Raw genomic sequence first — 22,403 nt, 5'->3', positions numbered from 1 at the left:
ATCCCCCGAGTTCCGGCCAGTCCCGCCCGGACTCAGTGTGGTCGACCGTGCTGACTGCGTAAAGGACTTGCCGCTGACAGGTGCCAAAAGTCCTGCCATGTGGGACGAGTTTCCGCCGACCGAGACGATAGCGGACCGGACCTGACGGACCGTCGGCCGGGGTCGCCGGCCGGGCCGTTCGTGGACCGAGGGGGCGTCAGCGCCCCGCGGGCAGATTGGCCGAAGATCACCGCTGGCCTTGACAGTCACTCGCGCCAGATCAGCAGCACCGCGCGGTCGTCGTTGATGTCCTTGGCCACGGTCTCGATCAGCCGCCCGGCCGCGCCGCCGGCGGCCCGGCCCAACTGGCCGCCGGCCACCAGCCGGTCGGCCTCGCCCATCAGCCGGTCCATGCCCTCGGAGAGGTCCCGGCCGGACACCTCGACCATGCCGTCGGTGCAGAGCATCAGCACGTCGCCGCGGCCCAGCCGGCCGCGCACGCCCTCGAACTTGGCGCCGTCGTACAGGCCCAGCAGCGGTCCCTCGGCGGACTCCTTGCTCTCCCAGCGGCCGGCCCCGGCGAGGCGCTGCATGCCCGGCAGGTGGCCGGCCGAGAGCAGCTCGTACTCGCCGCTGTCCAGGTCCAGGGCGAGGTGCACCGCGCTGGCGAAGCCCTCCTCCCAGTCCTGCCGGAGCAGGTAGCCGTTGGCGGCGGGCAGGAAGTCGTGCGGCGGCAGCGAGCCGAGCAGGCCGCCGAAGGCCCCGGAGAGCAGCAGCGCCCGGGAGCCGGCGTCCATGCCCTTGCCCGAGACGTCGGCCAGCACGACTTCCAGCATCCGCCGGCCCGGCCCGGTGCGGGCCGCCACCACGAAGTCGCCGGAGAAGGACTGGCCGCCGGCCGGGCGCAGCGCCATGTCGGCGTGCCAGCCAACGGGCAGCACCGGCACCTGGCTCTGCACCTTGAGCCGCTCGCGCAGGTCGAAGAGCATCGAGCCGCCGCTGCGCCACGGCACCCCGACCCGGCTGCGGAACTGGGCCAGCAGCAGCCCGGCCACCCCGACCGCGCCGACCACCAGGGCGGCGCCGGGGGTGACCCCGAAGACGTAGGACTCGGGGTGCTGGCTGGCCGCCCGCTCGCCGGTGTGGATCACCGACTCGGTGGACAGGCCGAGCGCGGCGGTGGCGTAGAGCAGCACCAGCGAGACCGGGCGCAGCAGCAGCGCGCCGGCCAGGATCGGCAGCACCAGCGTGGTGGGCGGCACCCAGGCGGGCAGCCAGACGTTCAGCACGACCAGCACCGGCACCAGGAGCAGCAGCACGGCGAAGGCCAGCCAGTCCGCCCCGTCGCCGCGGAAGTAGTCCACCCCGGTCCGGCGCAGGGTTCGGCGGGCCCGGTAGAGCCGCTTGCGCAACCGGGCCGCCACGGGGTCGGCGGAGACCGTCCCGGTCGCAGTCGTCTGGGGCCTGGAGCCCGGCGTGCTGCCAGCCATGGGGCCCGACCTTATCCACCGGGGCCCGTCCGCGTCGACGGGCGTTCATCCCCGGTCCGCCTGGCCGCTCGGTTTCGGCCGGGGCGCCGGGCCCGGTCCGGGGCCGCTACCAGCGCACCGGGGGACGCCGGGGGCGCTCGTGCGCAGTTCACGCCGGGGCTCGGGGGCCGCTGCCCGCGCGAAGAGCTCGCAACCGCGCCACCCGGGTGATAGCTGTGTCATATGACACATCTCCCGCAGGAGCACGGCCCGCTCGAACCGCGGGTCCTCCAGGCCGCCGAGTGGGACGGCTGGTACGACGCGCTGGAGACCGCCTTCGGCTCGGCCGAGTCCCCCGAGCGCCGGGCCATGTGGCAGGCGCTGACCGAGGTCGACCGCTCGCTGGCGGTCTGGGACGGCGACCGGCCGGTCGGCGCGGCCGGCGCCTTCTCGTTCCGGCTCGCGGTGCCGGGCGGGGCGGTGCTGCCGGCCGCCGGGGTGACCATGGTCGGGGTGCTGCCGACCCACCGCCGGCGCGGGGTGCTCACCGCACTGATGCGCCGTCAGCTGGACGACGTGCACGAGCGCGGCGAGTCGCTGGCCGTGCTGACCGCCTCCGAGCCGGGCATCTACGGCCGCTACGGGTACGGCCTGGCCAGCTGGCAGCTGGGCGTGCGGATCGACCGGGCCAGGGCCCGGGTGGCCCGGCCGGCCGGCGAGCCGGTGCGGCTGCGACTGGCCGACCCGGCCGGCTCGGCCGCCGACTGCGAGCGGCTCTACGCCGCCCAGGTGCCGCTGCGCCCGGGCATGCTGGCCCGCCGGCCCGGCTGGGAGCGGGTGGCGCTGTTCGACCCGCCGAGCGAGCGGGGCGGCCGCGCCCCGCTGCAGTGCGTGCTGGCCGAGGACCGGGCGGACGCCACGCTGCTCGGCTACGCCCGCTACTCGGTCGGGATCAGCTGGGAGCACGGCGGTCCGGGCGGCGAGGTGCGGGTGCGCGAGGTGACCGCGGCGACCCCCGGGGCCCGCGCCGCGCTCTGGAACTACCTGCTGGAGCTGGACCTGACCGACACCGTGGTGGCGGCCAGCCTGCCGGTGGACGACCCGCTGCTGCACCTGGTCTCGGACCCGCGGCGGCTGCGCTCGCAGCTGTCCGACGCGCTCTTCGTCCGGCTGGTGGAGGTGGGCGACGCGCTGCGCTCGCGGCGGTACGCGGCCCCGGTGGACCTGGTGCTGGCGGTCGAGGACGAGTTCTGCCCGTGGAACACCGGGCGCTGGCACCTGCACGCCGCGGGGCCGGAGCACCCGGCGGCCTGCGAGCCGACCGAGGACGCGGCCGACCTGGCGCTGTCGGTGCGCGAGTTGGGGGCCGCCTACCTGGGCGGCTGCACGCTGGCGGCGCAGGCGGCGGCCGGGCTGGTCCGCGAGCTGCGCCCGGGCGCGCTGGCCCGGGCGTCGGCCGCCTTCGGCTGGCCGGTCGCCCCCTGGCTGCCGCACGGCTTCTGACGGGCCGTGCGGCGGCGGGGCGACGGAGGTGACGCAGAATCAGCCCTGCGGGTGGTGGGCCGGGATGGCGGGCAGCTCACCGGTGGTCTCGTAGGCGCTGAGCATCTCGATCCGGCGGGTGTGCCGGGGCTCGCCGCTGTACGGGGTGGCCAGGAAGATCTCGACGAACTTGGTCGCCTCCTCCTGGGTGTGCATCCGGCCGCCGATGCTGACCACGTTGGCGTTGTTGTGCTCGCGGCCGAGCGCGGCGGTCTGCTCGCTCCAGGCCAGCGCGGCCCGCACGCCCTTCACCTTGTTGGCGGCGATCTGCTCGCCGTTGCCCGAGCCGCCGATCACGATGCCCAGCGCCTCGGGGTCGGCGGCGGTGCGCTCGGCGGCGCGCAGGCAGAACGGCGGGTAGTCGTCCTCGGCGTCGTAGATGTGCGGGCCGCAGTCGATCGGCTCGTGGCCGGCCGCGGTGAGCCACTCGACGAGGTGGTTCTTCAGTTCGTATCCGGCATGGTCGGAACCCAGGTAAACGCGCATGGCAGGAAGTCTGGCATGCCGCTCCCCCGCCCCCGTGAAGGACCGGGTCAGACCCGGCCGCGCAGCAGCTTCCAGGTCAGCGGCAGGGCGCCCATCGCCACCGCGGTCTTCAACGCGTCGCCCACCAGGTAGGGGTAGAGCCCCAGGTGGGCCGCCTTGGCCAGCGACACGTGCAGCGAGGCGGCCAGGTAGGGCACGCCGACCGCGTAGATCGCCAGGTTGCCCAGCACCATGGCGGCGGCGGTGCGCAGCGGGCCGCGGTCGGCGCCGCGCCGGGCCAGCAGGCCGGTGACGGCGGCGGCCAGCACGAAGCCGAGCACGTAGCCGAAGCTCGGCATCGACCAGCCGGCCGAGCCCTGGGCGAACCAGGGCAGCCCGGCCGCGCCGGCCAGCAGGTAGAGGCCGAGCGCGGCGACGCCCCGGCGGGCGCCGAGCGCGGTGCCGACCAGCAGCGCGGCGAAGGTCTGGCCGGTCACCGGCACCGGCGAGCCGGGCACCGCCACCGACCACTGCGCAGCCAGGCCGGTGAGCGCGGCGCCGCCGCCGACCAGGGCCAGTTCGCGCAGGGCGGCCCCGGTCCGGCTGCCGGCCGCGGGCAGCAGGTCGGCCAGCACGGGGCGGGACGGGAGCGGGGCGGCAAGGGCCATCGGAGCCTCCGGGAAAGGGATCTGAGTGAACGTTCGTGAACTTACGCTCCTCGTCCCACGCTTTCGATGTCACGACCGACAAACCGTCACCGCCTTCACTTGTGGGGTTCGTCGCCGGTTCTCACCCTGGGACGACCGATCGACTACCCTCCGTACCCAGCCGGTCCGGATCCTGGTCAGGGCCGTGCGGCACCCCGCCGGTCCCCGCATATTGGGACGGGTCGTCCGATTTACGAACCGTCTGGATAACCCCGCATGACCGCGACCACCGCTCCTCCCGAGGCCCCCGAGGCCCCCGAGGCCCAGGCCACGCCCCAGCTGAGCCACGGCCTGAAGCAGCGCCACCTCTCGATGATCGCGCTCGGCGGGGTGATCGGCGCCGGCCTCTTCGTCGGCTCCGGCGCGGGCATCGCGGCGGCCGGACCCGGCATCATCCTGGCCTTCACCGCGGCGGGCCTGCTGGTGATGCTGATCATGCGGATGCTCGGTGAGATGTCCGCCGCGCACCCGGCCTCGGGCTCGTTCTCGGTGCACGCCGAGCGGGAGATCGGGCCGTGGGCCGGGCTGACCGCCGGCTGGATGTACTGGGTGATGCTCTGCTGCGGGGTCGCGGCGGAGGCCACCGCGGCCGGCTCGATCATGAACTCCTGGCTCCCGGGGGTGCCGGGCTGGGGCTGGGTCGCCGTCTTCATGGCGTTCTTCTGCGCCAGCAACCTGACCGCGGTGAAGAACTTCGGCGAGTTCGAGTTCTGGTTCGCGGCGGTCAAGATCACCGCGATCGTCGCCTTCCTGGTGCTCGGCGTGCTCGGCGTCACCGGCGTGCTGCACGCGGCCCCCGGCACCGGCAACCTGACCGGCCACGGCGGCTTCCTGCCGCACGGCACCAGCGGCCTGATCACCGGTCTGCTGGCCTCGGTCTTCGCCTACGGCGGCCTGGAGACCGTCACCATCGCGGCGGCCGAGTCCGACGACCCGCGCCGCAACGTGGCCAACGCGGTGCGCACCGCGGTCTGGCGGATCGCCGTCTTCTACATCGGCTCGATGGCGCTGGTGGTCACCCTGGTGCCGTGGAACGACCCGGACGTGGTCAAGCTGGGCCCCTACGTGACGGTGCTGCGGTTCCTGCACATCCCGGGCGCCGCCCAGGTGATGCAGGCCGTGGTGCTGATCGCCCTGCTGAGCGCGATGAACGCCAACATCTACGGCTCCTCCCGGATGGCGTACTCGCTGGTCTCCCGCGGCCAGGGCCCGAAGGCGCTGGCCCGGGTCAGCGGCGGGGTCCCGCGGCTGGCCGTGCTCGCCTCCTGCGCCTTCGGCTTCGGGGCGGTGCTGGCCGGCTACTGGTGGCCCGACACCGTCTTCACCTGGCTGATGAACACCACCGGCGTGGCGATCCTGGTCGTCTGGCTCTTCATCGGCGTCTCGCAGCTGCGGATGCGCCGCCGTCTGGAGCGCGAGGCCCCCGAGCAGCTGGTGGTCCGGATGTGGGCCTACCCGTACCTGACCTGGGTGGCCATCGCCGGGGTGGTCGCACTGCTCGCCCTGATGACCACCACGGCCGGCAACCGCGACCAGCTGTACGCGGCCGCGGTGCTGGTCGCGGCGCTCGGCGCGGTCGGGTACTGGCGCCAACGACGCGTTCGGGGTGCGTGAAAGGATGCGGGCGGGCAGGACCTGCCCACACAACCTGCACAGCACCGTGCGAGCCGGACAAAGGAGTACCGCAGTGCCGGGCAAGAACCTCAGCCGCGACGAAGCTCAGCAGCGCGCCGGCCTCCTCAGCGTGATCGGTTACGAGGTGCACCTCGACGTCACCAGCGCGCCGGAGGCCGACGCGGCCACCTTCCGCTCCGTGACCACCATCCGCTTCCGCTGCGCCGAACCGGGCGCGAGCAGCTTCGCCGACCTGCTGGCCCCGGCCGTGCGGGCGGTCACCCTGAACGGCCGCGCGCTCGACCCGGCCCAGGTCTTCGACGGCGCCCGGGTGGCCCTGGACGACCTGGCCGCGGAGAACGTCCTGGTGGTGGACGCCGACTGCGCGTACAGCCGCACCGGCGAGGGCATGCACCGGTTCACCGACCCGGTGGACGGCGAGACCTACCTCTACACGCACTTCGAACCGGCCGACGCCCGCCGGGTGTTCGCCAACTTCGAGCAGCCCGACCTGAAGGCGCCCTACCGGTTCACCGTCACCGCGCCGGCCGCCTGGGACGTCTACGGCAACGCCGCCGAGGAGTCCGTCGCCGCCGAGGGCACCGCCCGCACCTGGACCTTCCTGCCGACCCGGCCGATCTCCACCTACCTGACCGCCGTGGTCGCCGGGCCGTACCACGTGGCCCGGGACTCCTGGGCCGGCGAACTGCCGGACGGCAGCACGCTGGAGATCCCGCTCGCCGCCACCTGCCGCAAGTCGCTGGCGCCGTACTTCGACGCCGAGGAGATCTTCGAGGTCACCAAGCAGGGCCTGGACTTCTTCCACCGCGAGTTCGACTACCCGTACCCGTTCGGCAAGTACGACCAGCTCTTCGTGCCGGAGTACAACATCGGCGCGATGGAGAACCCGGGCTGCGTCACCTTCCGCGAGGAGTACGTCTTCCGCTCCAAGGTGACCGAGGCCTCGTACCAGGGCCGGGCCAACACCATCCTGCACGAGATGGCGCACATGTGGTTCGGCGACCTGGTCACCATGAAGTGGTGGGACGACCTGTGGCTGAAGGAGTCCTTCGCCGACTTCATGGGCTCGTTCGGCCTGCAGGAGGCCACCAAGTACCAGTCCGCCTGGGTCACCTTCGCCAACCAGCGCAAGGCCTGGGCCTACCGGCAGGACCAGTACCCGACCACCCACCCGATCACCGCGGACATCCGGGACGTCGAGGACGCCAAGCTCAACTTCGACGGCATCACCTACGCCAAGGGCGCCGCGGTGCTCAAGCAGCTGGTCGCCTACGTCGGGCGGGACGCGTTCTTCGACGGCGCCCGGCAGTACTTCAAGCGGCACGCCTTCGGCAACACGGTGCTCGGCGACCTGCTGGAGGTGCTGGCCGAGACCTCCGGGCGCGGCGCCGCGGCGATGGCCGACTGGTCGGCGGCCTGGCTGGAGACCTCGGGCGTCAACACGCTCACCCCGGTCGTCACGGTCGACGCCGAGGACCGGATCGCCGAACTGATGATCATTCAGGACGGCGAGACGACCCGCCCGCACCGGATCGCCGTCGGCCTCTACGACCGGGAGCCGGACGGCGCCCTGGTGCGCAGCGCCCGGGTGGAGGTGGACATCACCGGCAACTGGACCGCGGTCGAGGAGGTGGTCGGCCGGCCCCGCCCGGCCCTGGTCCTGGTCAACGACGACGACCTGACGTACTGCAAGATCCGGTTCGACGACGACTCGCTGGCCACCCTGCGCGAGTCGCTCGGCGACATCCGGGACACCCTGGCCCGCGCCCTCGCCTGGTCGGCCTGCTGGAACCTGACCCGGGACGGGCTGCTGCCGGCCCGCGACTACCTGGACCTGGTGCTGGAGTTCGCCGGCGCGGAGTCCGACATCGGCGTGCTGCAGACCCTGCACGCCCAGGCGCACGTCGCGCTCGACGTCTTCGTGGACCCGTCCTACCGGGCCGAGGGCGGCCGGCTGATCGCCGACGCCGCGCTGCGCGAGCTGCGCGCCGCCGCGCCCGGCAGCGACCACCAGCTGGCCTGGGCCCGGTTCCTGGCGTCGAGCGCCGACTCCGCCGAGCACCTGCAGCTGCTGGAGGGCCTGCTGGCCGGCACCGCCCGGATCGACGGCCTGGAGGTGGACCAGGACCTGCGCTGGCTGCTCTGGACCGCGCTGGCCGCCGCCGGTCGGGCCGACCAGGCCCAGCTGGACGCCGAGCTGGCCCGGGACAACACCGCCAGCGGCAGCCAGAAGCGCACCCAGGCGCTGGCCGCCCGGCCGACCGCCGAGGCCAAGGCGGCGGCCTGGTCGGCCGTGGTCGACTCGGACGAGCTGCCGAACGCGATGGTCGGCGCGCAGACCGCCGGCTTCCAGCAGGCCGGCCAGCGCGAGCTGACCGCGCCGTACGTCGCGCGCTACTTCGAGCTGCTGGAGACCATCTGGGCCGAGCGCAGCATCGAGATCGCGATCCGCTTCGTCGGCGGCTTCTTCCCGCGGCTGCAGACCGACCAGGCCACCCTGGACGCCACCGGCGCCTGGCTGACCGAGCACCCGCAGGCCGCGCCGGCGCTGCGCCGGCTGGTGCTGGAGTGCCAGGACGAGCTGGCCCGGGCGCTGCAGGCCCAGCAGGCCGACCGCGGCTGACCGGGCGTCACGTCGAACGGCCCGCCCCCACTGCTCGGGGGGCGGGCCGTTCGTGCTGACGGGGCGTTACTCCTACTTCAGGGTGGCCGAGGTCAGACCGGCCTGCACCTGCTTCTGGAAGGACAGGTAGACCACCAGCACCGGCAGCATCGCGATCGTCATGCCGGCGAACAGGCCGGGGAAGTCGCTCGCGTAGCCGCTCTGCACCGCCAGGTTCATCAGGCCCTGGGCGAGCATCGAGCGGTCCGGGTCGGAGCCGCTCTGCTGCTGCATCAGGGTGACCGGCAGCAGGTACTGGTTCCACTGGCCGAGCACGTTGAAGATGAAGACGCTGATCAGACCGGACTTCGCCATCGGCACCATGACCTGGAAGAAGGCCCGGGTGTGCGAGCAGCCGTCGATCATCGCCGCCTCGTGCACCGCGGTCGGCAGCGAGCGGAAGAAGGCGTAGAGGAAGAAGACGGTGAACGGCAGCGAGTAGGCCGTGTAGACCAGGATCAGGCCGAGGTAGCTGTTCAGGCCGAGCAGCGGGCTGATCTGGCCGAGGTTCTTCACCATGAAGAAGAGCGGGACCAGGGCGAGGTAGACCGGGAACATCGCGCCGGCCACGAAGAAGTAGTAGATCGTCCGGTTGCCCCGGAACTCGTAGCGGGCCAGCACGTAGGCCGCCATCGCGCCGAGCAGCATGGTCAGGGTGAGGGAACCCGCCAGCACGATCAGGGTGTTGGCGAAGAATCCGCCGATGCCCTTGTCCCAGGCCCGGGAGAACGCGTCGAAGTGCCAGCTGGTCGGCCAGGACCAGGCGCTGCCGCCGATCTGCGCGTTGCTCTTGAAGGAGCCGAGCACGATCCAGATCAGCGGGCCGATGATCATCACGGCCCAGAGCACCAGGAAGCCGTGCGAGAAGACGTTCAGGATGCCGCCGCCGTCGCCGAACCGCTGGGCGGCGGTGGGCTTGCGCGAGGCGCTCGCCCCGCCCTCGCGCGGCGCCGGGACCGTGGTGGTCGCGTCGGTGTGGGTACTCATGCCGGGGCCCCGCTCAGAACTCGATCTGCTCGCGCCGGGTGACCCGGAGCGAGATCACGGACAGGATGAGGGTGATGAAGAAGATCACCACACCCATGGCGCAGGCGTAGCCGGCCTTGCCGTAGGTGATGAAGTTGCGCATCAGCAGGGTCGCCAGGATCTCGCTGTGGTGGTCCGGACCGCCGCCGTAGTACGACCCGGGGGTCATCGTGGAGACCAGCGCGAAGCAGTCCATCGCGGCGATCGCCAGGTAGACCCAGGCGGTCTGGATGGTCTCCCAGAGCAGCGGCAGGGTGATCTTGAAGAAGGTCTGACCGCGCCCGGCGCCGTCCAGCAGGGCCGCCTCGTAGATGTCCTTCGGCACCGCCTGCATGGCGGCCGAGAACAGCACCAGGTAGAACCCGACGCCGGACCAGATCAGCACGCCGATCACGCACCACAGGCCCCAGTTGGGGTCGGCCAGCCACTGCAGCGGCTTGTTCGGGTCCTCCAGGCCGAGCTTGACCAGCACGCCGTTGAGCAGACCGCCCTGGTCGGTCCGGTAGACGCCCTGGAAGAGCACCGACAGGATCGCCACCGAGAGCACCTGCGGGAAGAAGAAGACCACCTTGTAGAAGCCCGCGCCGCGCACGCCCTTCACCCCGCCGGTGCCGCCCCGGCCACCGACGTTGAGCATGAAGGCGAAGAACAGCGCCAGCAGGATGGTGGCCAGCGGCAGCACGATCAGCAGCAGCAGGTTGTGCTCCAGCGCGGTGACGAAGACGCTGTCGCCGAACAGGCTGGTGTAGTTGCGCAGCCCGATGAAGTTCATCTGCTGCGAGGCCCCGGACCAGTCGGTCAGCGAGTACCCGAAGGTCTGCACGTACGGCCAGATCACCAGCAGCACGTAGAGCGCCACCGGGACGATGAGGAACCCCACGATGAAGGGGTATTTCTTGTGACGCATCAACTGCTCCTGTCGCGGCGGGACACCGGGACCCGCGGGGCCCCGGTGTCCGGTCGGTCCTGCACCCTCTGAGGCCGGGTCAGACCTTCTTGGAGGTGGCGGCCTTCGCCCGGGCCACCCACTCCTGCGGGGTGATCCGGCTGTTGACCAGCTCGTTGGTGGCGTTCTGCAGCTCGGTGTCGAAGGCGGTCTGCAGGTCCGGGTAGGAGTAGTTGAAGGTGTTGCTGCCGGCCGCGGTGACCGCCACCGAGGAGGACTTGGTGCCGGGCTTGAGCACCACGTCCGGGCCGATGCCGTCCTTCAGCACGGAGAGCGAGTTGGCGGCCGCGGCGAACTTGCCGGAGCCCTCCTTGGTCAGCATGATCCGCAGGAACTCCAGGCCGCCGGCCTGGTTCTTCGCCTTGGTCGGCACCACGAAGGGCTCACCGGCGCCGGCCCGCACGGCGGTCTGCGGCAGCTTGTCGCCGGCCAGCGACGGGATCGGCAGGAAGGCCATGTCGAAGTCGGCCGGGGTGACCTTGATCATCTCGTTCTCCAGCCAGGAGCCGGACGGGATGAAGGCGGCCTTGCCCTGGCACCAGGCGGTCTGCGACTCGGTGTGGGTCATGCCGTTGGTGCCGGGCAGCAGGTAGTCGCCCTGCATGATCTTGAAGAACGCGGAGACGCCGGCCAGCACCGCCGGGTCGTCGAAGGCGGTCGGGTCGAGCGCGTCGATCCGGGTCACCAGGTCGGTGCCGCCCTGCTTGGCGATCAGGTCCAGGATCACGTAGTTGGCGTAGTAGGGGTACTTGCCCTGGTGCGCGAACGGGGCGATGCCCGAGGACTTGATGGTGGCGCAGAGGGCGATGAAGTCGTCCCAGGTCTTCGGCGGGGCCCAGCCCTTGTCGGTGAAGAGCTTGTTGGAGTACCAGAGCCCATAGACGGTGTAGACGTAGTTCAGCGAGTACATCTTGCCGTCGATGGTGCCCTGCTCGATGGTGCCGGGCAGCAGCACGTCGCGGATCTTCTTGGTCGGGTCGTCCAGGTACGGCGCGTCGAGCAGCACGCTCAGGTCGGTCAGCTGGCCGGCCTTCTCCAGCACGTCGATCTTCAGCTGCTGGGCGCCCGAGTCGTCGATGACGTCCGGCGGGTTGCCCGCGTTGAAGCGGGGCTGGAGCTTGGGGCTGATGTCCTGGGTGGCCAGGTGGCTGATGTTGGCCCCGCTGTACTTCTGCTTGTACATGGCCTCGAAGGCCTTGGCGTAGCCGTCGCCGTAGCCGCCGTTGAAGATCACCACGTCCAGCGGGTCGTTCGGCTTCACGCCGAACGGGTTGGCCGCGTTGCCGGTGCTGCCCGGCGCGGAGGTCTTGCCGTCACTGCTGCCGCCGCCGGCGGCGCAGGCCGCGAGGAACGAACTGCCGCCCGCGGCCAGCACGGTGACGGCGGCCGCGCGCTTGAAGACGTCACGGCGGTTGAACTCAGTCGCAGAGCCCATCGGTGCCCTTACCCCTCAGTGTCCAGTGATGCGGAGGTGAACCGGCGTCCGCCTCGGAAGTCGTGCTTGACGACCCGTCAACTCCCTTCCCTCAGCCGGGGCTTCAACCGGACAACGGAGCCGGTCAGAGGGGGTTTCGGTCGATGGGCAAAGGTATAGTCCACTGTTCATCCGGCGGCAATAGTCTCCCCACCGGTAACGGCCCTTGGCACTCAAAGCGTTGTCGGCGGTGCAGCATGTGCAATGTTCAGGGAGCCTGCGTATTTCTGCGCGACACCTGGGCGTTGCCTGTGTGCGAGGACGATAGCGTGCGATTGATCGCCTGAACATAGAAATGAGCAGGTTCGTGCAGTTTTGCGCGGATCGCACCGAACTGCTCACAGAGGTGAACGGGAGGCGCCCAACCGGGGTCGGTGCGCCGGGTGGGGAGCCCCTGACGCAGGCTCAGTGCTGCGGCATCCGGTCGGCCAGGACGTCCGCCCCCTCGCCCTCCAGCGCCGCCAACCCGGCCGGGCGACCGGTGATCGCCAGCAGCAGGTCGAGCATCGGACCGCGCACCTCGGGCCCCTCCTCCCCCGCCGTCCAGTCGGCGTCGGTCGCGGCGAACCGCAGGCCGGCCGAGCGCCGCTTGCCGCCGATCAGCAGGTTGGAGCCGCGGTAGAAGTCCGCGCAGGTGGTCAGCGCCGCCACCGGGTACTCGTGCGCGATGCCCAGCGGGCGGCGGATGTCCTCGGCGTGCACCACGGTCTCGCCGAGCCAGCTGGGGTCGGGGCCGGGCGGGTGGGTCACCGAGTCCAGCTCCGCCTCGAAGGCGGTCAGCGTGGCGCTCGGGCGGCCCCGGGTCAGCTCGTGGATGTCCCGGTCGGTCATCCGCTGGAAGTCGAAGCGGGCCCGGGCCAGCTTCCGGAAGAAGCTCCCGGGCGTCATCCGGGCGGTCGCCGTCAGGTGGGCCAGGACGTCACGGACGGTGCGCCCCTCGCAGAGCGAGAAGACCGTCCACTGGGCGGGGGCCAGCTGGCGCACGTCGGCGAGCAGCGCACGCCGCTCGGCGTGGATCAGCGGCCAGAGGTCGGCTGGCGTCTCCATCTCTCCGGCATAGCACAGACCGCGCTCCCCCACCTGGGGGAGCGCGGTCCGGGCGCTACGGGCGTGCTCGATCAGCCGATGAGGCTGCGCAGCACGTACTGCAGGATGCCGCCGTTGCGGTAGTAGTCCGCCTCGCCGGGGGTGTCGATGCGCACGACGGCGTCGAACTCCACGTCACCGGCCTTGACCTTGACGGTCTTCGGGGTGCGGCCCTCGTTCAGCTCGGTCACACCGGTGAACTCGAAGGTCTCCTCACCGGTCAGGCCCAGGCTGTCGGCGTTCTGGCCCTCGGGAAACTGCAGCGGCAGCACGCCCATGCCGATCAGGTTCGAGCGGTGGATGCGCTCGTAGGACTCGGCGATGACGGCCTTGACGCCGAGCAGCGCGGTGCCCTTGGCCGCCCAGTCGCGGGACGAGCCGGAGCCGTACTCCTTGCCCGCCAGGACCACCAGCGGGATGCCCGCGGCCTGGTAGTTCTGCGAGGCGTCGTAGATGAACGACACCGGCGCGTCGGCCTGGGTGAAGTCGCGGGTGTAGCCGCCCTCGGTGCCCGGCGCGATCTGGTTGCGCAGGCGGATGTTGGCGAAGGTGCCGCGGATCATCACCTCGTGGTTGCCGCGGCGCGAGCCGTAGGAGTTGAAGTCGCGCTTCTCCACGCCGTGCTCGGTCAGGTACTGCGCGGCCGGGGTGCCGGCCTTGATGTTGCCCGCCGGGGAGATGTGGTCGGTGGTGACCGAGTCGCCCAGCTTGGCCAGCACCCGGGCGCCGGCGATGTCGGTCACCGGGCTCGGGGTCTTGGCCATGCCCTCGAAGTACGGGGGCTTGCGGACGTAGGTGGACTCGGCGTCCCACTCGAAGGTGTTGCCGGTCGGCACCGGGAGCGACTGCCAGCGCTGGTCGCCGGCGAAGACGTCCTGGTAGCCCTTGTCGAACATGGCCTCGTCGATGGAGCCGGCGACGGTGTCGGCGACCTCCTGCTCGGACGGCCAGATGTCGGCGAGGAAGACGTCGTTGCCGTCGGCGTCCTGGCCCAGGGCGTCACGGGTGATGTCGATGTTCATGTTGCCGGCCAGCGCGTAGGCGACCACCAGCGGCGGGGAGGCCAGGTAGTTCATCTTCACGTCCGGGTTGATCCGGCCCTCGAAGTTGCGGTTGCCGGAGAGCACCGAGACGACCGCGAGGTCGGCCTCGTTGACCGCGGCGGAGACCTCCTCGGGCAGCGGGCCCGAGTTGCCGATGCAGGTCACGCAGCCGTAGCCGACCAGGTTGAAGCCCAGCTTCTCCATGTAGGGGAGCAGGCCGGCCTTCTCGTAGTAGTCCATGACGACCTTGGACCCGGGGGCCAGGGTGGTCTTGACCCAGGGCTTGACGTGCAGGCCCTTCTCCACGGCCTTCTTCGCCAGCAGGGCGGCGCCCAGCATGACGGAGGGGTTGGAGGTGTTGGTGCAGGAGGTGATCGAGGCGATCACGACCGCGCCGTTGTCGATCTGGTACGACGAACCGTCAGGAGCGGTGACGGTGGTCGGCTTCGAGGCCTCGGCCGAGTAGGTCGGCAGCGCCTCGGCGAACTTGGCGGCGGCCTCGGCCAGGATCACGCGGTCCTGCGGGCGCTTCGGGCCGGAGATCGACGGGACGACGGTGGAGACGTCCAGCTCCAGGTACTCGGAGTAGACCGGCTCGACCGACGGGTCGTGCCACAGGCCCTGCTCCTTGGCGTACGCCTCGACCAGCGCGAGCTGCTGCTCGCTGCGGCCGGTGAGCTTCAGGTAGTTGATGGTCTCGGCGTCGATCGGGAAGATCGCGCAGGTCGAGCCGAACTCCGGCGACATGTTGCCGATGGTGGCGCGGTTCGCCAGCGGGATCGCGGTGACGCCCTCGCCGTAGAACTCGACGAACTTGCCGACCACACCGTGCTTGCGCAGCATCTCGGTGATGGTCAGGACCAGGTCGGTCGCGGTGGTGCCGGCCGGCAGCTGGCCGTTCAGCTTGAAGCCGACCACCCGCGGGATGAGCATCGAGACCGGCTGGCCGAGCATCGCGGCCTCGGCCTCGATGCCGCCGACGCCCCAGCCCAGCACGCCCAGGCCGTTGACCATGGTGGTGTGCGAGTCGGTGCCGACGCAGGTGTCGGGGTAGGCCTGGCCGCCGCGGACCATGATGGTGCGGGCCAGGTGCTCGATGTTCACCTGGTGGACGATGCCGGTGCCCGGCGGGACGACCTTGAACTCGTCGAAGGCGGTCTGGCCCCAGCGCAGGAACTGGTAGCGCTCCTTGTTGCGGCCGTACTCGATCTCGACGTTCTGGGTGAAGGCGTCCTTGGTGCCGAACTTGTCGGCGATGACGGAGTGGTCGATGACCAGCTCGGCCGGGGCCAGCGGGTTGATCTTGGCCGGGTCGCCGCCCAGCTCCTTGACCGCCTCGCGCATGGTGGCCAGGTCGACCACGCAGGGCACGCCGGTGAAGTCCTGCATGATCACGCGGGCCGGCGTGAACTGGATCTCCTGGCTGGGGGCGGCGCTCGGGTCCCACTCGCCGAGGGCACGGATGTGGTCCTCGGTGATGTTGGCGCCGTCCTCGGTGCGGAGCAGGTTCTCCAGCAGCACCTTGAGGCTGTAGGGCAGCCGCTCGGAACCCTCGACGGCGGAGAGCTTGAAGATCTCGTACGACTCGTCGCCCACCTGCAGCGAGCTGCGGGCGTCGAAGCTGTTCGCGGACACGACTGACTCCTTCTAGGTACTTCGTGCGGCACGTGGGGTTTCGGCTGCCCACACGAGGAAGCCTGGGGGATCGCCTCTCGGCAAGTATCTTGATGTCGAGATAAATCATAGCTTCGAGTTATCTCGATGTCGAGATAAACCATAGTGCACGGGTGGACCCGGAGTGACCTCGGGCACCCCTCCGGCGCGCCCCGCGCAAGTTCCTCCGGACGGCCCGTAACGCGGCCCCCGGGCTCAGGCGTCCTTACCGGGCGAGAGCGACGACAGCGAGGGGGGACGAGTGGTCGGAAAGCCATGGGGCGGCGGAGATCGCGCCGGCTTCGAGGAGTTCGCACACGCCCGGGGACGGCACCTGTTCCGGACGGCACTTCTACTCTGCGGGGACTGGCACCTCGCCGAGGATCTGACCCAGACCACCCTGGCCAAGCTCTTCGCGGCCTGGAGCAGAGTGCAACGGGCCGATCACCCCGACGCGTACGCGCGCACCGTCCTGGTGCGCACGTACCTCTCCCACCACCGGCTGCGCAGAACGTCGGAGCAGCCGGCACCGGGCGGGTTACCGGAGGAGATCGCCCTGGACGGTGACCCGGCACTGCGGGTCACCCTGCTCGCGGCCCTGGGCGAACTGACGCCCCGGGACCGGGCCGTACTGGTGCTGCGGTACTGGGAGGACCGCAGCGTCGAGGAGACCGCCGCCGAGCTGCGCACCAGCTCCGGCGTCGTGCGCAGCCAGAGCCTGCGGGCGCTGGGCCGACTGCGCAAGGTGCTGGGACCGCAGGCCGACCTGCTGCTCAGCTAGTCGCCGGTCTCCGGCTGGCACTTCGTTGAATCGTGGGACGGCGTGGAAGGGCGGTCATGCACGAATCGGACTGGACGGACAGAGCAGTGGAAGGGGACGGCGACCGGTTGTCGGGCGCGTTCCAACGCACCGTCGGCGGGCTGGAGCCCGACCTCGGCGGGCTGATCGCGGGCGCCGCCCACGAGGGGCGCGCGCTGCGCCGGCGGCGGCGCGGCGCGGCGCTCGGCGCGGTCGCGGTGGTGGTGGCCCTGGCGGCGGGGGCGGCGCAGCTCGCCACCGGCGGCGGGGCGCACAGCACCGTCGCGGCCGGCGGCTCCGCGGGGGGCTCGCCCGCCCCGGTGCTGCCGACGCTGAACGGCAAGCCGGCGCTGACCGGGCAGGACCTGCTCTTCGCCGCGCTGCACGCGATGCCGCAGGGCGTCGAGATGGGCGGGGCCGCGGGGCAGACCACCGCCTTCACGGTGAGCGGCACGGACACCCCGCAGCTGCACGTCGAGGCGATGGCCACGGGGCCGAGCGACCTGCTGGGGACCCAGTTCCTGGCGCTCAGCTACGACAGCGACCTCCCCGGGTACCTGAAGCAGCCCCACGGCTACGACGAGACCGGGCTGGCCGGGCCCGACGGCAAGCTGGCCTGCTCCAACGCCAAGCCCCACCCCGGCAACGACGAGCAGGTGCACTGCACGACGACCGGCGTGATCGGCTCCGGCGAGCTCTACACGGTCACCAGGACCAGCTCGTCGAACCTGATCGTGCAGGCGGTCTACCAGCTGGCCGACGGCTCGGTGGTCTCGGCGACGGAGGACCGGGAGAACCCGGTGCCCGGCATGCCGGGCACCGGGTCGGGCGGGCGCGCCGGGCAGCTGGTGCCCCCGTCGCTCACCATCGACGTCCTCACCGCCATGGTGGAGAACCCGGAGGTGCAGGCCTGGGTGACGCCGCAGTTCCGGGCGGCGGCCGAGGCGACGGTGCGGCCGTACGTGGACAACGGGGCGCCGTCGTGCCCGGCCGGCCCCGACGGCGGGCTGACGGTCATGCCCACGCCGCGGCCCACCTCGGCGCCGGCCTCGACGCCGTACCCGACCACCTACCCGGTGCCGAGCGGGTCGCCGCAGGCCGGCGCGACCGGGGCGGCGGGGGCCAAGGCCTCGCCCTCCGGGTGCCCGTCGCCGAGCCCCTGGCACAGCGGCTCGGGCGGGGGGATGGTGACCGAGACCGCGCCGGTCTGGCCGGCCAACTGACGGCTGACGGCTGACGGCTGACGGCTGACGGCTGACGGCTGACGGCTGACGGCTGACGGCGCATTGGACCCCGACGGGGTGGCACCGCATACACGGGGATGCGGAGCCACCCCGTCGGCGTGTTCAGCGTGTCCGGCGCATCCGGCACCTCCGGCGCGTCCGGCGGTTCCGTACGGGTGACTCCGGGTGGCTCCCCGGCCGGTCGGCCGCGGCGCGCGGGGGCCGGGCGGGACGGTGGGGCTGACGTGTCACCAGCTGACGAAAGGTCCGCCCGCCATGCGTGCTCCGCTCCTCACCGGCTCCGCCGTAGCCGCCGCCCTGGCCCTGGTCGCACTGGGCTCGCCCGGGGCCGGCGCGGCCGAACCCGTCACCGTGGCGGGCGGCGCGTTCGCGCCGGCGGCGGCCGCGCCCGGGCCGACCGCGCTGAGCTTCGCGCCCGACCTGGTGCCGCTCGGTGCGGGGGCCCGGGTGCTGGCGGTCGCCGAGGGCGGGCGCACCCGGCTGACCCTCTCGGTGCGCGGGCTGGCCCCCGACCACGACTACCCGGCGCACGTGCACACCCGCTCCTGCGGCAGTGCGCCCGCCGACTCCGGGCCGCACTACCAGGACCGGGTGGACCCGGTGCAGCCGTCGACCGACCCGGCGTACGCCAACGACCGCAACGAGCTGCACCTGCTGCTGCACACCGACGCCGACGGCAACGGCGAGGCCACCGCCGAGGTGGCCTGGACCTTCCGGCCCGGCGGCGCGAACTCCCTGGTGCTGCACGCCGGTCCGGACGCCGCCGGGCACGCGCCGACGGACCGGGTGGGGTGCGTCAACGCGGCCTTCTGAGCAGCCTGCCGAGCCCGGTCAGCTGCCGAGGGTGGCGACCAGCACCGCCTTGATGGTGTGCAGGCGGTTCTCCGCCTGGTCGAAGACCACCGAGTGCGCCGACTCGAAGAGCTCGTCGGTGCACTCCAGCTCGGCCAGCCCGGTGCTCTCGTGCAGCTGGCGGGCGACGGCCGTGCCCAGGTCGTGGAAGGCCGGCAGGCAGTGCAGGAACTTGACGCCCGGGTTGCCGGTGGCCCGCACCGTGTCCATCGAGACCTGGTAGGGCAGCAGCTCGGCGATCCGCTCGGCCCAGACCTCCTTGGGCTCGCCCATCGAGACCCAGACGTCCGTGTAGAGGAAGTCGGCGCCGGCCACGCCCTCGGCCACGTCCTCGGTCAGCGTGATCCGGGCGCCGCTGGTGCCGGCCAGCTGCTCGGCGGCCTTGCGCACCTCCTCCTGCGGCCAGTACTTGGCCGGCGCCACGATCCGCACGTCCAGCCCGAGCAGTGCGCAGGTGATCAGCAGGGAGTTGCCCATGTTGTAGCGGGCGTCGCCCAGGTAGGCGAGGGTCACCTGGTCCAGCGGCTTGTCGCAGTGCTCCTGGACGGTGAGCAGGTCGGCCAGCATCTGGGTGGGGTGCCACTCGTCGGTGAGCCCGTTCCACACCGGCACGCCCGCGTACTCGGCCAGCTCCTCGACGATCGCCTGGCCGTGCCCCCGGTACTGGATGCCGTCGAACATCCGGCCCAGCACCCGGGCGGTGTCCTTCACCGACTCCTTGTGGCCGATCTGCGAGGCGGACGGGTCGAGGTAGGTGGTGTGCGCGCCCTGGTCGTGGGCGGCCACCTCGAAGGCGCACCTGGTGCGGGTGGAGGTCTTCTCGAAGACCAGCGCGATGTTCTTGCCGCGCAGCCGGGGCTGCTCGGTGCCCGCCGCCTTGGCGGCCTTGAGCTGGGCGGACAGCTCAAGCAGGAAGCGGAACTCCTGGGCCGTGAAGTCGAGCTCCTTGAGGAAGTGCCGGTTCCTGAGGTTGAACGCCATGCCGGGCTCCATGGGTGACGGGGATCGGTCCGGCAATAGTATACGGGTGAAGGAATGAATATGCAGGACCCCTCTCAGTCCGTGGACCGCCCGGTGCGGCGGGGCCGCCCCCGCCGCACCGGCCCTCGTCAGAGCCGCGGGTCCACCGGCTCCGACTCCAGCGCGAGCACGGCGAAGACCGGCTCGTGCACCCGCCACAGCGGCTCGCCCGCGGCCAGCCGGTCCAGCGCCTCCAGACCCAGCGCGTACTCGCGCAGCGCCAGCGAGCGCTTGTGGCCCAGCGCGCGGCCGCGCAGCGCCGGCAGGTGCTCGGTGTACTCCGGGCCGTAGATGATCCGCAGGTACTCCCGCCCGCGGACCTTGAGGCCCGGCTGGACCAGCCCGCCGGGCCGGCCCTCCCCCGCCAGCCCGCGCACCAGCGAGGCCAGCGGCTTGACCACCATGCCCTCGCCGCCGGCCGCGGTCAGCTCCTCCCACCAGTCGGTGGCGGCCCGCACCGAGGCCTCGTCACCGGTGTCCACCAGCAGCCGGCCGGTGGACCGCAGCAGCGGCTGCTCCGGGTGCGCGGCCAGGTCGGCCGCGACCAGCCGGTCGATCCACTCCAGGTGCGCGTCGTGCGGGCGGACCGCCAGGTTCGCCCCCTCGGCGGCGAGCACCTGGAACGGCGCCACCCGAACGCCCGTCAGCCCCTCGGTCGGCCAGCAGTACCGGCGGTACGCCGCGCCGAAGGCCTCGGCGTCGGCATGGCGCTGCTGCTGACGGTCGGTCAGCCCGGCCAGCTCCGGCACGCCCCGGCCGGCGGCCTGCCGCAGCGCGGCGAGCACCTCCGGCAGCACCGCGCCGGCGGCCGCGCCGACCGCCGCGTACTGACGGCGCAGCAGCTCCACCGCCTTGACCGACCAGGGCAGCAGCTCGGCGTCGAGCAGCAGCCAGTCGCTGGCCAGCTCGGCGAAGAGGCCGGCCGCCTCGGCGGCCGCCCGGACCCGGTCGAGCAGGGCGTCGGTCAGCTCCCGGTCGTCCAGGAAGGCGCGGCCGGTCCTGGTCCAGATCGCCCCCGGTCCGGCCAGGCCGAACCGGCGCTCCAGCGCCGCCGCGTCCCGGGCCACCAGCAGCACCGCCCGGGAGCCCATGTGCTTCTCCTGGCAGACCACCTGCGCCACGCCGTCGGCGCGGTAGGCGGCGAAGGCCTCCTCGGGGTGCTCCAGGTAGCCCTCCCGCTGGGTGGTCGGGCTCGGCGCCATGGTCGGCGGCAGCCAGGCGAGCAGCCGCGGGTCCAGCGCGAACCGGCTCATCACCTCCAGCGCGGCGGCGGCGTTCTCCTCCCGCACCGCGACCCGGCCGTGCTGCGCGGTCTCCACGACCCGGCGGCCGGCCACGTCCGCGAGGTCGAGCGGGCGGCCCTCCCGGGCGCCCGGGGCGTCGGCCACCACCCGGCGCACCGGGGCGTACCACTCCTGCTCGGCCTGCACCGAGACCAGCTCCCGCTCGGGGTAGCGCAGCGCGGTCAGGCTGCCGCCGAAGACCGCGCCGGTGTCCAGGCAGACGGTGTTGTTGAGGAAGCTCGGCACCGGCACCGGGGTGTGGCCGTAGACCACCAGCGCCTTGCCCCGGTACTCCTCGGCCCACGGGTAGCGGACCGGCAGGCCGTACTCGTCGGTCTCGCCGGTGGTGTCGCCGTAGAGCGCGTGCGAGCGGACCCGGCCGGAGGTGCGGCCGTGGTAGCGCTCCGGCAGACCGGCGTGGCTGACCACCAGCCTGCCCTGGTCCAGCAGGAAGTGGCTGACCAGGCCGTCGATGAACGCCCGCACCTCGGCGACGAACTCGGGCGGCTCGGCGGCCAGCTGGTCCAGCGACTCGCGCAGGCCGTGCGAGACCGTCACCTGACGGCCCGCCAGCGCCCGGGCCAGCTTGTTCTCGTGGTTGCCCGGCACGCAGAGCGCGTGGCCGGCCGCGACCATGCCCATCACCAGGCGCAGCACGCCCGGGGTGTCGGGGCCGCGGTCCACCAGGTCGCCCAGGAAGACGGCGGTGCGGCCGGCCGGCGGCACCGCGTCCACCGGGCGGCCCAGCGCGTCCCGGACCAGGGCGTAGCCCAGCTCGGTGAGCAGGGCCTCCAGCTCGGCGCGGCAGCCGTGCACGTCACCCACCACGTCGAACGGGCCGGTGCGCTCGCGCAGGTCGTTCCAGCGCTTCTCCAGCACGATCCGGGCCGCCGCGATCTCGGCCGGGCCGCGCAGGTGGTGCACCCGGCGGAAGCCCTCGCGCTGCAGGCCGCTCAGCGAGCGGCGCAGCTCGCGGTTCTGCCGCGGGATCACGTGCGCGCCGAAGTCGCGGTCCGCGCGGGACCGGTTGCGCTCGGCGCAGATGCCGGGCGGCACGTCCAGCACCACGGCGACCGGGAGCACGTCGTGCCGGCGGGCCAGCGCGACCAGCTGCTTGCGGGCGGCGGACTGCACGTTGGTGGCGTCCACCACGGTGAGCCGGCCGGCGGCGAGGCGCTTGCCGACGATGTGGTGCAGCAGCTCGAAGGCCTCGGCGGAGGCGGACTGGTCGTTCTCGTCGTCCGAGACCAGTCCGCGGCAGAAGTCGGAGGAGATCACCTGGGTGGGCTTGAAGTGGGTGCGGGCGAAGGTGGACTTGCCCGCACCGCTGGTGCCGACCAGCACGACCAGCGCGAGGTCGGGGATCCCGTAGGCGCGCGGGGCGGCCCCGTCGGGGACGGCCGGGTCGGAGGCGTCGGTCAGCGTGTCGTCGGTCGGCGCAGCAGCGTCGGTCGGCTCGGCGGCGTCAGTCGGCGCAGCGGCGTCGGCCGCCGCGGCGGAGGTGGTGTCATCGGTCAT

Annotated in this window: 16 protein-coding genes; 6 read left to right on the top strand and 10 right to left on the bottom strand. The window is 72.2% G+C overall.

Annotation, left to right across the window (positions count from 1 at the left end; genetic code table 11):
• Nucleotides 1–245: 245 nt before the first annotated feature.
• The gene (locus tag FHX73_RS19355) at nt 246–1,469 is read right to left on the bottom strand and encodes a PP2C family protein-serine/threonine phosphatase (protein WP_145906191.1); all 1,224 of its coding nucleotides are present in this window, start codon (nt 1,467–1,469) and stop codon (nt 246–248) included.
• Nucleotides 1,470–1,691: 222 nt separating this feature from the next.
• Between FHX73_RS19355 and FHX73_RS19350 the strand changes: the two genes are divergently transcribed.
• The gene (locus FHX73_RS19350; protein WP_145906190.1) at nt 1,692–2,951 is read left to right on the top strand and encodes a GNAT family N-acetyltransferase; all 1,260 of its coding nucleotides are present in this window, start codon (nt 1,692–1,694) and stop codon (nt 2,949–2,951) included.
• A gap of 39 nt (nt 2,952–2,990) precedes the next feature.
• Here FHX73_RS19350 and FHX73_RS19345 read toward each other — a convergent pair whose 3' ends face one another.
• Together FHX73_RS19345 and FHX73_RS19340 are read right to left on the bottom strand one after the other, a co-directional pair.
• Nucleotides 2,991–3,476 (bottom strand): ribose-5-phosphate isomerase, encoded by a 486-nt coding sequence (locus FHX73_RS19345; protein ID WP_145906189.1) that lies wholly within the window; start codon nt 3,474–3,476, stop codon nt 2,991–2,993.
• A gap of 47 nt (nt 3,477–3,523) precedes the next feature.
• Nucleotides 3,524–4,123, bottom strand: a complete 600-nt coding sequence (locus FHX73_RS19340; protein ID WP_145906188.1) for a biotin transporter BioY — start codon at nt 4,121–4,123, stop codon at nt 3,524–3,526.
• A 255-nt stretch (nt 4,124–4,378) separates the two neighbouring features.
• Between FHX73_RS19340 and FHX73_RS19335 the strand changes: the two genes are divergently transcribed.
• Together FHX73_RS19335 and pepN are read left to right on the top strand one after the other, a co-directional pair.
• On the top strand, nt 4,379–5,776 hold the full coding sequence (locus FHX73_RS19335; protein ID WP_145906187.1) for an amino acid permease: 1,398 nt from the start codon (nt 4,379–4,381) through the stop codon (nt 5,774–5,776).
• Between the two features lie 73 nt (nt 5,777–5,849).
• On the top strand, nt 5,850–8,420 hold the full coding sequence (gene pepN, locus FHX73_RS19330) for an aminopeptidase N (protein ID WP_145906186.1): 2,571 nt from the start codon (nt 5,850–5,852) through the stop codon (nt 8,418–8,420).
• A 72-nt stretch (nt 8,421–8,492) separates the two neighbouring features.
• Here pepN and FHX73_RS19325 read toward each other — a convergent pair whose 3' ends face one another.
• The 5 genes from FHX73_RS19325 to acnA form a co-directional block, all read right to left on the bottom strand.
• Nucleotides 8,493–9,446 (bottom strand): carbohydrate ABC transporter permease, encoded by a 954-nt coding sequence (locus FHX73_RS19325; protein ID WP_145906185.1) that lies wholly within the window; start codon nt 9,444–9,446, stop codon nt 8,493–8,495.
• A 13-nt stretch (nt 9,447–9,459) separates the two neighbouring features.
• A complete protein-coding gene (locus tag FHX73_RS19320; protein WP_145906184.1) occupies nt 9,460–10,392 on the bottom strand; it encodes a carbohydrate ABC transporter permease in 933 nt (310 codons plus the stop codon).
• Nucleotides 10,393–10,471: 79 nt separating this feature from the next.
• A complete protein-coding gene (gene ngcE / locus FHX73_RS19315) occupies nt 10,472–11,866 on the bottom strand; it encodes an N-acetylglucosamine/diacetylchitobiose ABC transporter substrate-binding protein (RefSeq protein ID WP_145906183.1) in 1,395 nt (464 codons plus the stop codon).
• 444 nt (nt 11,867–12,310) lie between these two features.
• The gene (locus tag FHX73_RS19310; protein ID WP_145906182.1) at nt 12,311–12,952 is read right to left on the bottom strand and encodes a maleylpyruvate isomerase family mycothiol-dependent enzyme; all 642 of its coding nucleotides are present in this window, start codon (nt 12,950–12,952) and stop codon (nt 12,311–12,313) included.
• A 71-nt stretch (nt 12,953–13,023) separates the two neighbouring features.
• A complete protein-coding gene (gene acnA, locus FHX73_RS19305) occupies nt 13,024–15,669 on the bottom strand; it encodes an aconitate hydratase AcnA (RefSeq protein WP_145906181.1) in 2,646 nt (881 codons plus the stop codon).
• A gap of 280 nt (nt 15,670–15,949) precedes the next feature.
• Here acnA and FHX73_RS19300 point away from each other — a divergent pair, with 280 nt between their 5' ends.
• The 3 genes from FHX73_RS19300 to FHX73_RS19290 all read left to right on the top strand — a co-directional run bounded on the left by FHX73_RS19300 (nt 15,950) and on the right by FHX73_RS19290 (nt 18,543).
• Nucleotides 15,950–16,468: a SigE family RNA polymerase sigma factor gene (locus tag FHX73_RS19300; protein ID WP_145906180.1), complete on the top strand. Its 519-nt coding sequence runs from the start codon at nt 15,950–15,952 to the stop codon at nt 16,466–16,468.
• A 56-nt stretch (nt 16,469–16,524) separates the two neighbouring features.
• The gene (locus FHX73_RS19295) at nt 16,525–17,709 is read left to right on the top strand and encodes a hypothetical protein (protein ID WP_145906179.1); all 1,185 of its coding nucleotides are present in this window, start codon (nt 16,525–16,527) and stop codon (nt 17,707–17,709) included.
• Between the two features lie 276 nt (nt 17,710–17,985).
• A complete protein-coding gene (locus tag FHX73_RS19290) occupies nt 17,986–18,543 on the top strand; it encodes a superoxide dismutase family protein (protein WP_145906178.1) in 558 nt (185 codons plus the stop codon).
• Between the two features lie 18 nt (nt 18,544–18,561).
• Here the strand turns inward: FHX73_RS19290 and argF are convergent, their stop codons facing one another.
• Both argF and FHX73_RS19280 read right to left on the bottom strand, forming a co-directional pair.
• Complete coding sequence (gene argF / locus FHX73_RS19285) at nt 18,562–19,563, bottom strand: ornithine carbamoyltransferase (RefSeq protein WP_145906177.1); 1,002 nt, start codon at nt 19,561–19,563, stop codon at nt 18,562–18,564.
• Nucleotides 19,564–19,691: 128 nt separating this feature from the next.
• Nucleotides 19,692–22,403 carry a polynucleotide kinase-phosphatase gene (locus tag FHX73_RS19280; RefSeq protein WP_145906176.1) on the bottom strand — a complete coding sequence of 904 codons (2,712 nt, stop codon included), beginning with the start codon at nt 22,401–22,403 and terminating at the stop codon, nt 19,692–19,694.

Source organism: Kitasatospora viridis (assembly GCF_007829815.1).
Lineage (GTDB): Bacteria > Actinomycetota > Actinomycetes > Streptomycetales > Streptomycetaceae > Kitasatospora > Kitasatospora viridis.
Note: the sequence above shows the minus strand (reverse complement) of the source record. Positions and strands in the feature narration are given on the sequence as shown.

Coding starts and splice junctions, on each gene's coding strand:
- FHX73_RS19290 (WP_145906178.1), top strand. CDS start 17,986: ATGCGTGCTCCGCTCCTCACCGGCTCCGCCGTAGCCGCCGCCCTGGCC.
- FHX73_RS19295 (WP_145906179.1), top strand. CDS start 16,525: ATGCACGAATCGGACTGGACGGACAGAGCAGTGGAAGGGGACGGCGAC.
- FHX73_RS19320 (WP_145906184.1), bottom strand. CDS start 10,392: ATGCGTCACAAGAAATACCCCTTCATCGTGGGGTTCCTCATCGTCCCG.
- FHX73_RS19310 (WP_145906182.1), bottom strand. CDS start 12,952: ATGGAGACGCCAGCCGACCTCTGGCCGCTGATCCACGCCGAGCGGCGT.
- ngcE (WP_145906183.1), bottom strand. CDS start 11,866: ATGGGCTCTGCGACTGAGTTCAACCGCCGTGACGTCTTCAAGCGCGCG.
- FHX73_RS19340 (WP_145906188.1), bottom strand. CDS start 4,123: ATGGCCCTTGCCGCCCCGCTCCCGTCCCGCCCCGTGCTGGCCGACCTG.
- FHX73_RS19345 (WP_145906189.1), bottom strand. CDS start 3,476: ATGCGCGTTTACCTGGGTTCCGACCATGCCGGATACGAACTGAAGAAC.
- FHX73_RS19335 (WP_145906187.1), top strand. CDS start 4,379: ATGACCGCGACCACCGCTCCTCCCGAGGCCCCCGAGGCCCCCGAGGCC.
- FHX73_RS19355 (WP_145906191.1), bottom strand. CDS start 1,469: ATGGCTGGCAGCACGCCGGGCTCCAGGCCCCAGACGACTGCGACCGGG.
- FHX73_RS19325 (WP_145906185.1), bottom strand. CDS start 9,446: ATGAGTACCCACACCGACGCGACCACCACGGTCCCGGCGCCGCGCGAG.
- FHX73_RS19350 (WP_145906190.1), top strand. CDS start 1,692: ATGACACATCTCCCGCAGGAGCACGGCCCGCTCGAACCGCGGGTCCTC.
- argF (WP_145906177.1), bottom strand. CDS start 19,563: ATGGCGTTCAACCTCAGGAACCGGCACTTCCTCAAGGAGCTCGACTTC.
- FHX73_RS19280 (WP_145906176.1), bottom strand. CDS start 22,403: ATGACCGATGACACCACCTCCGCCGCGGCGGCCGACGCCGCTGCGCCG.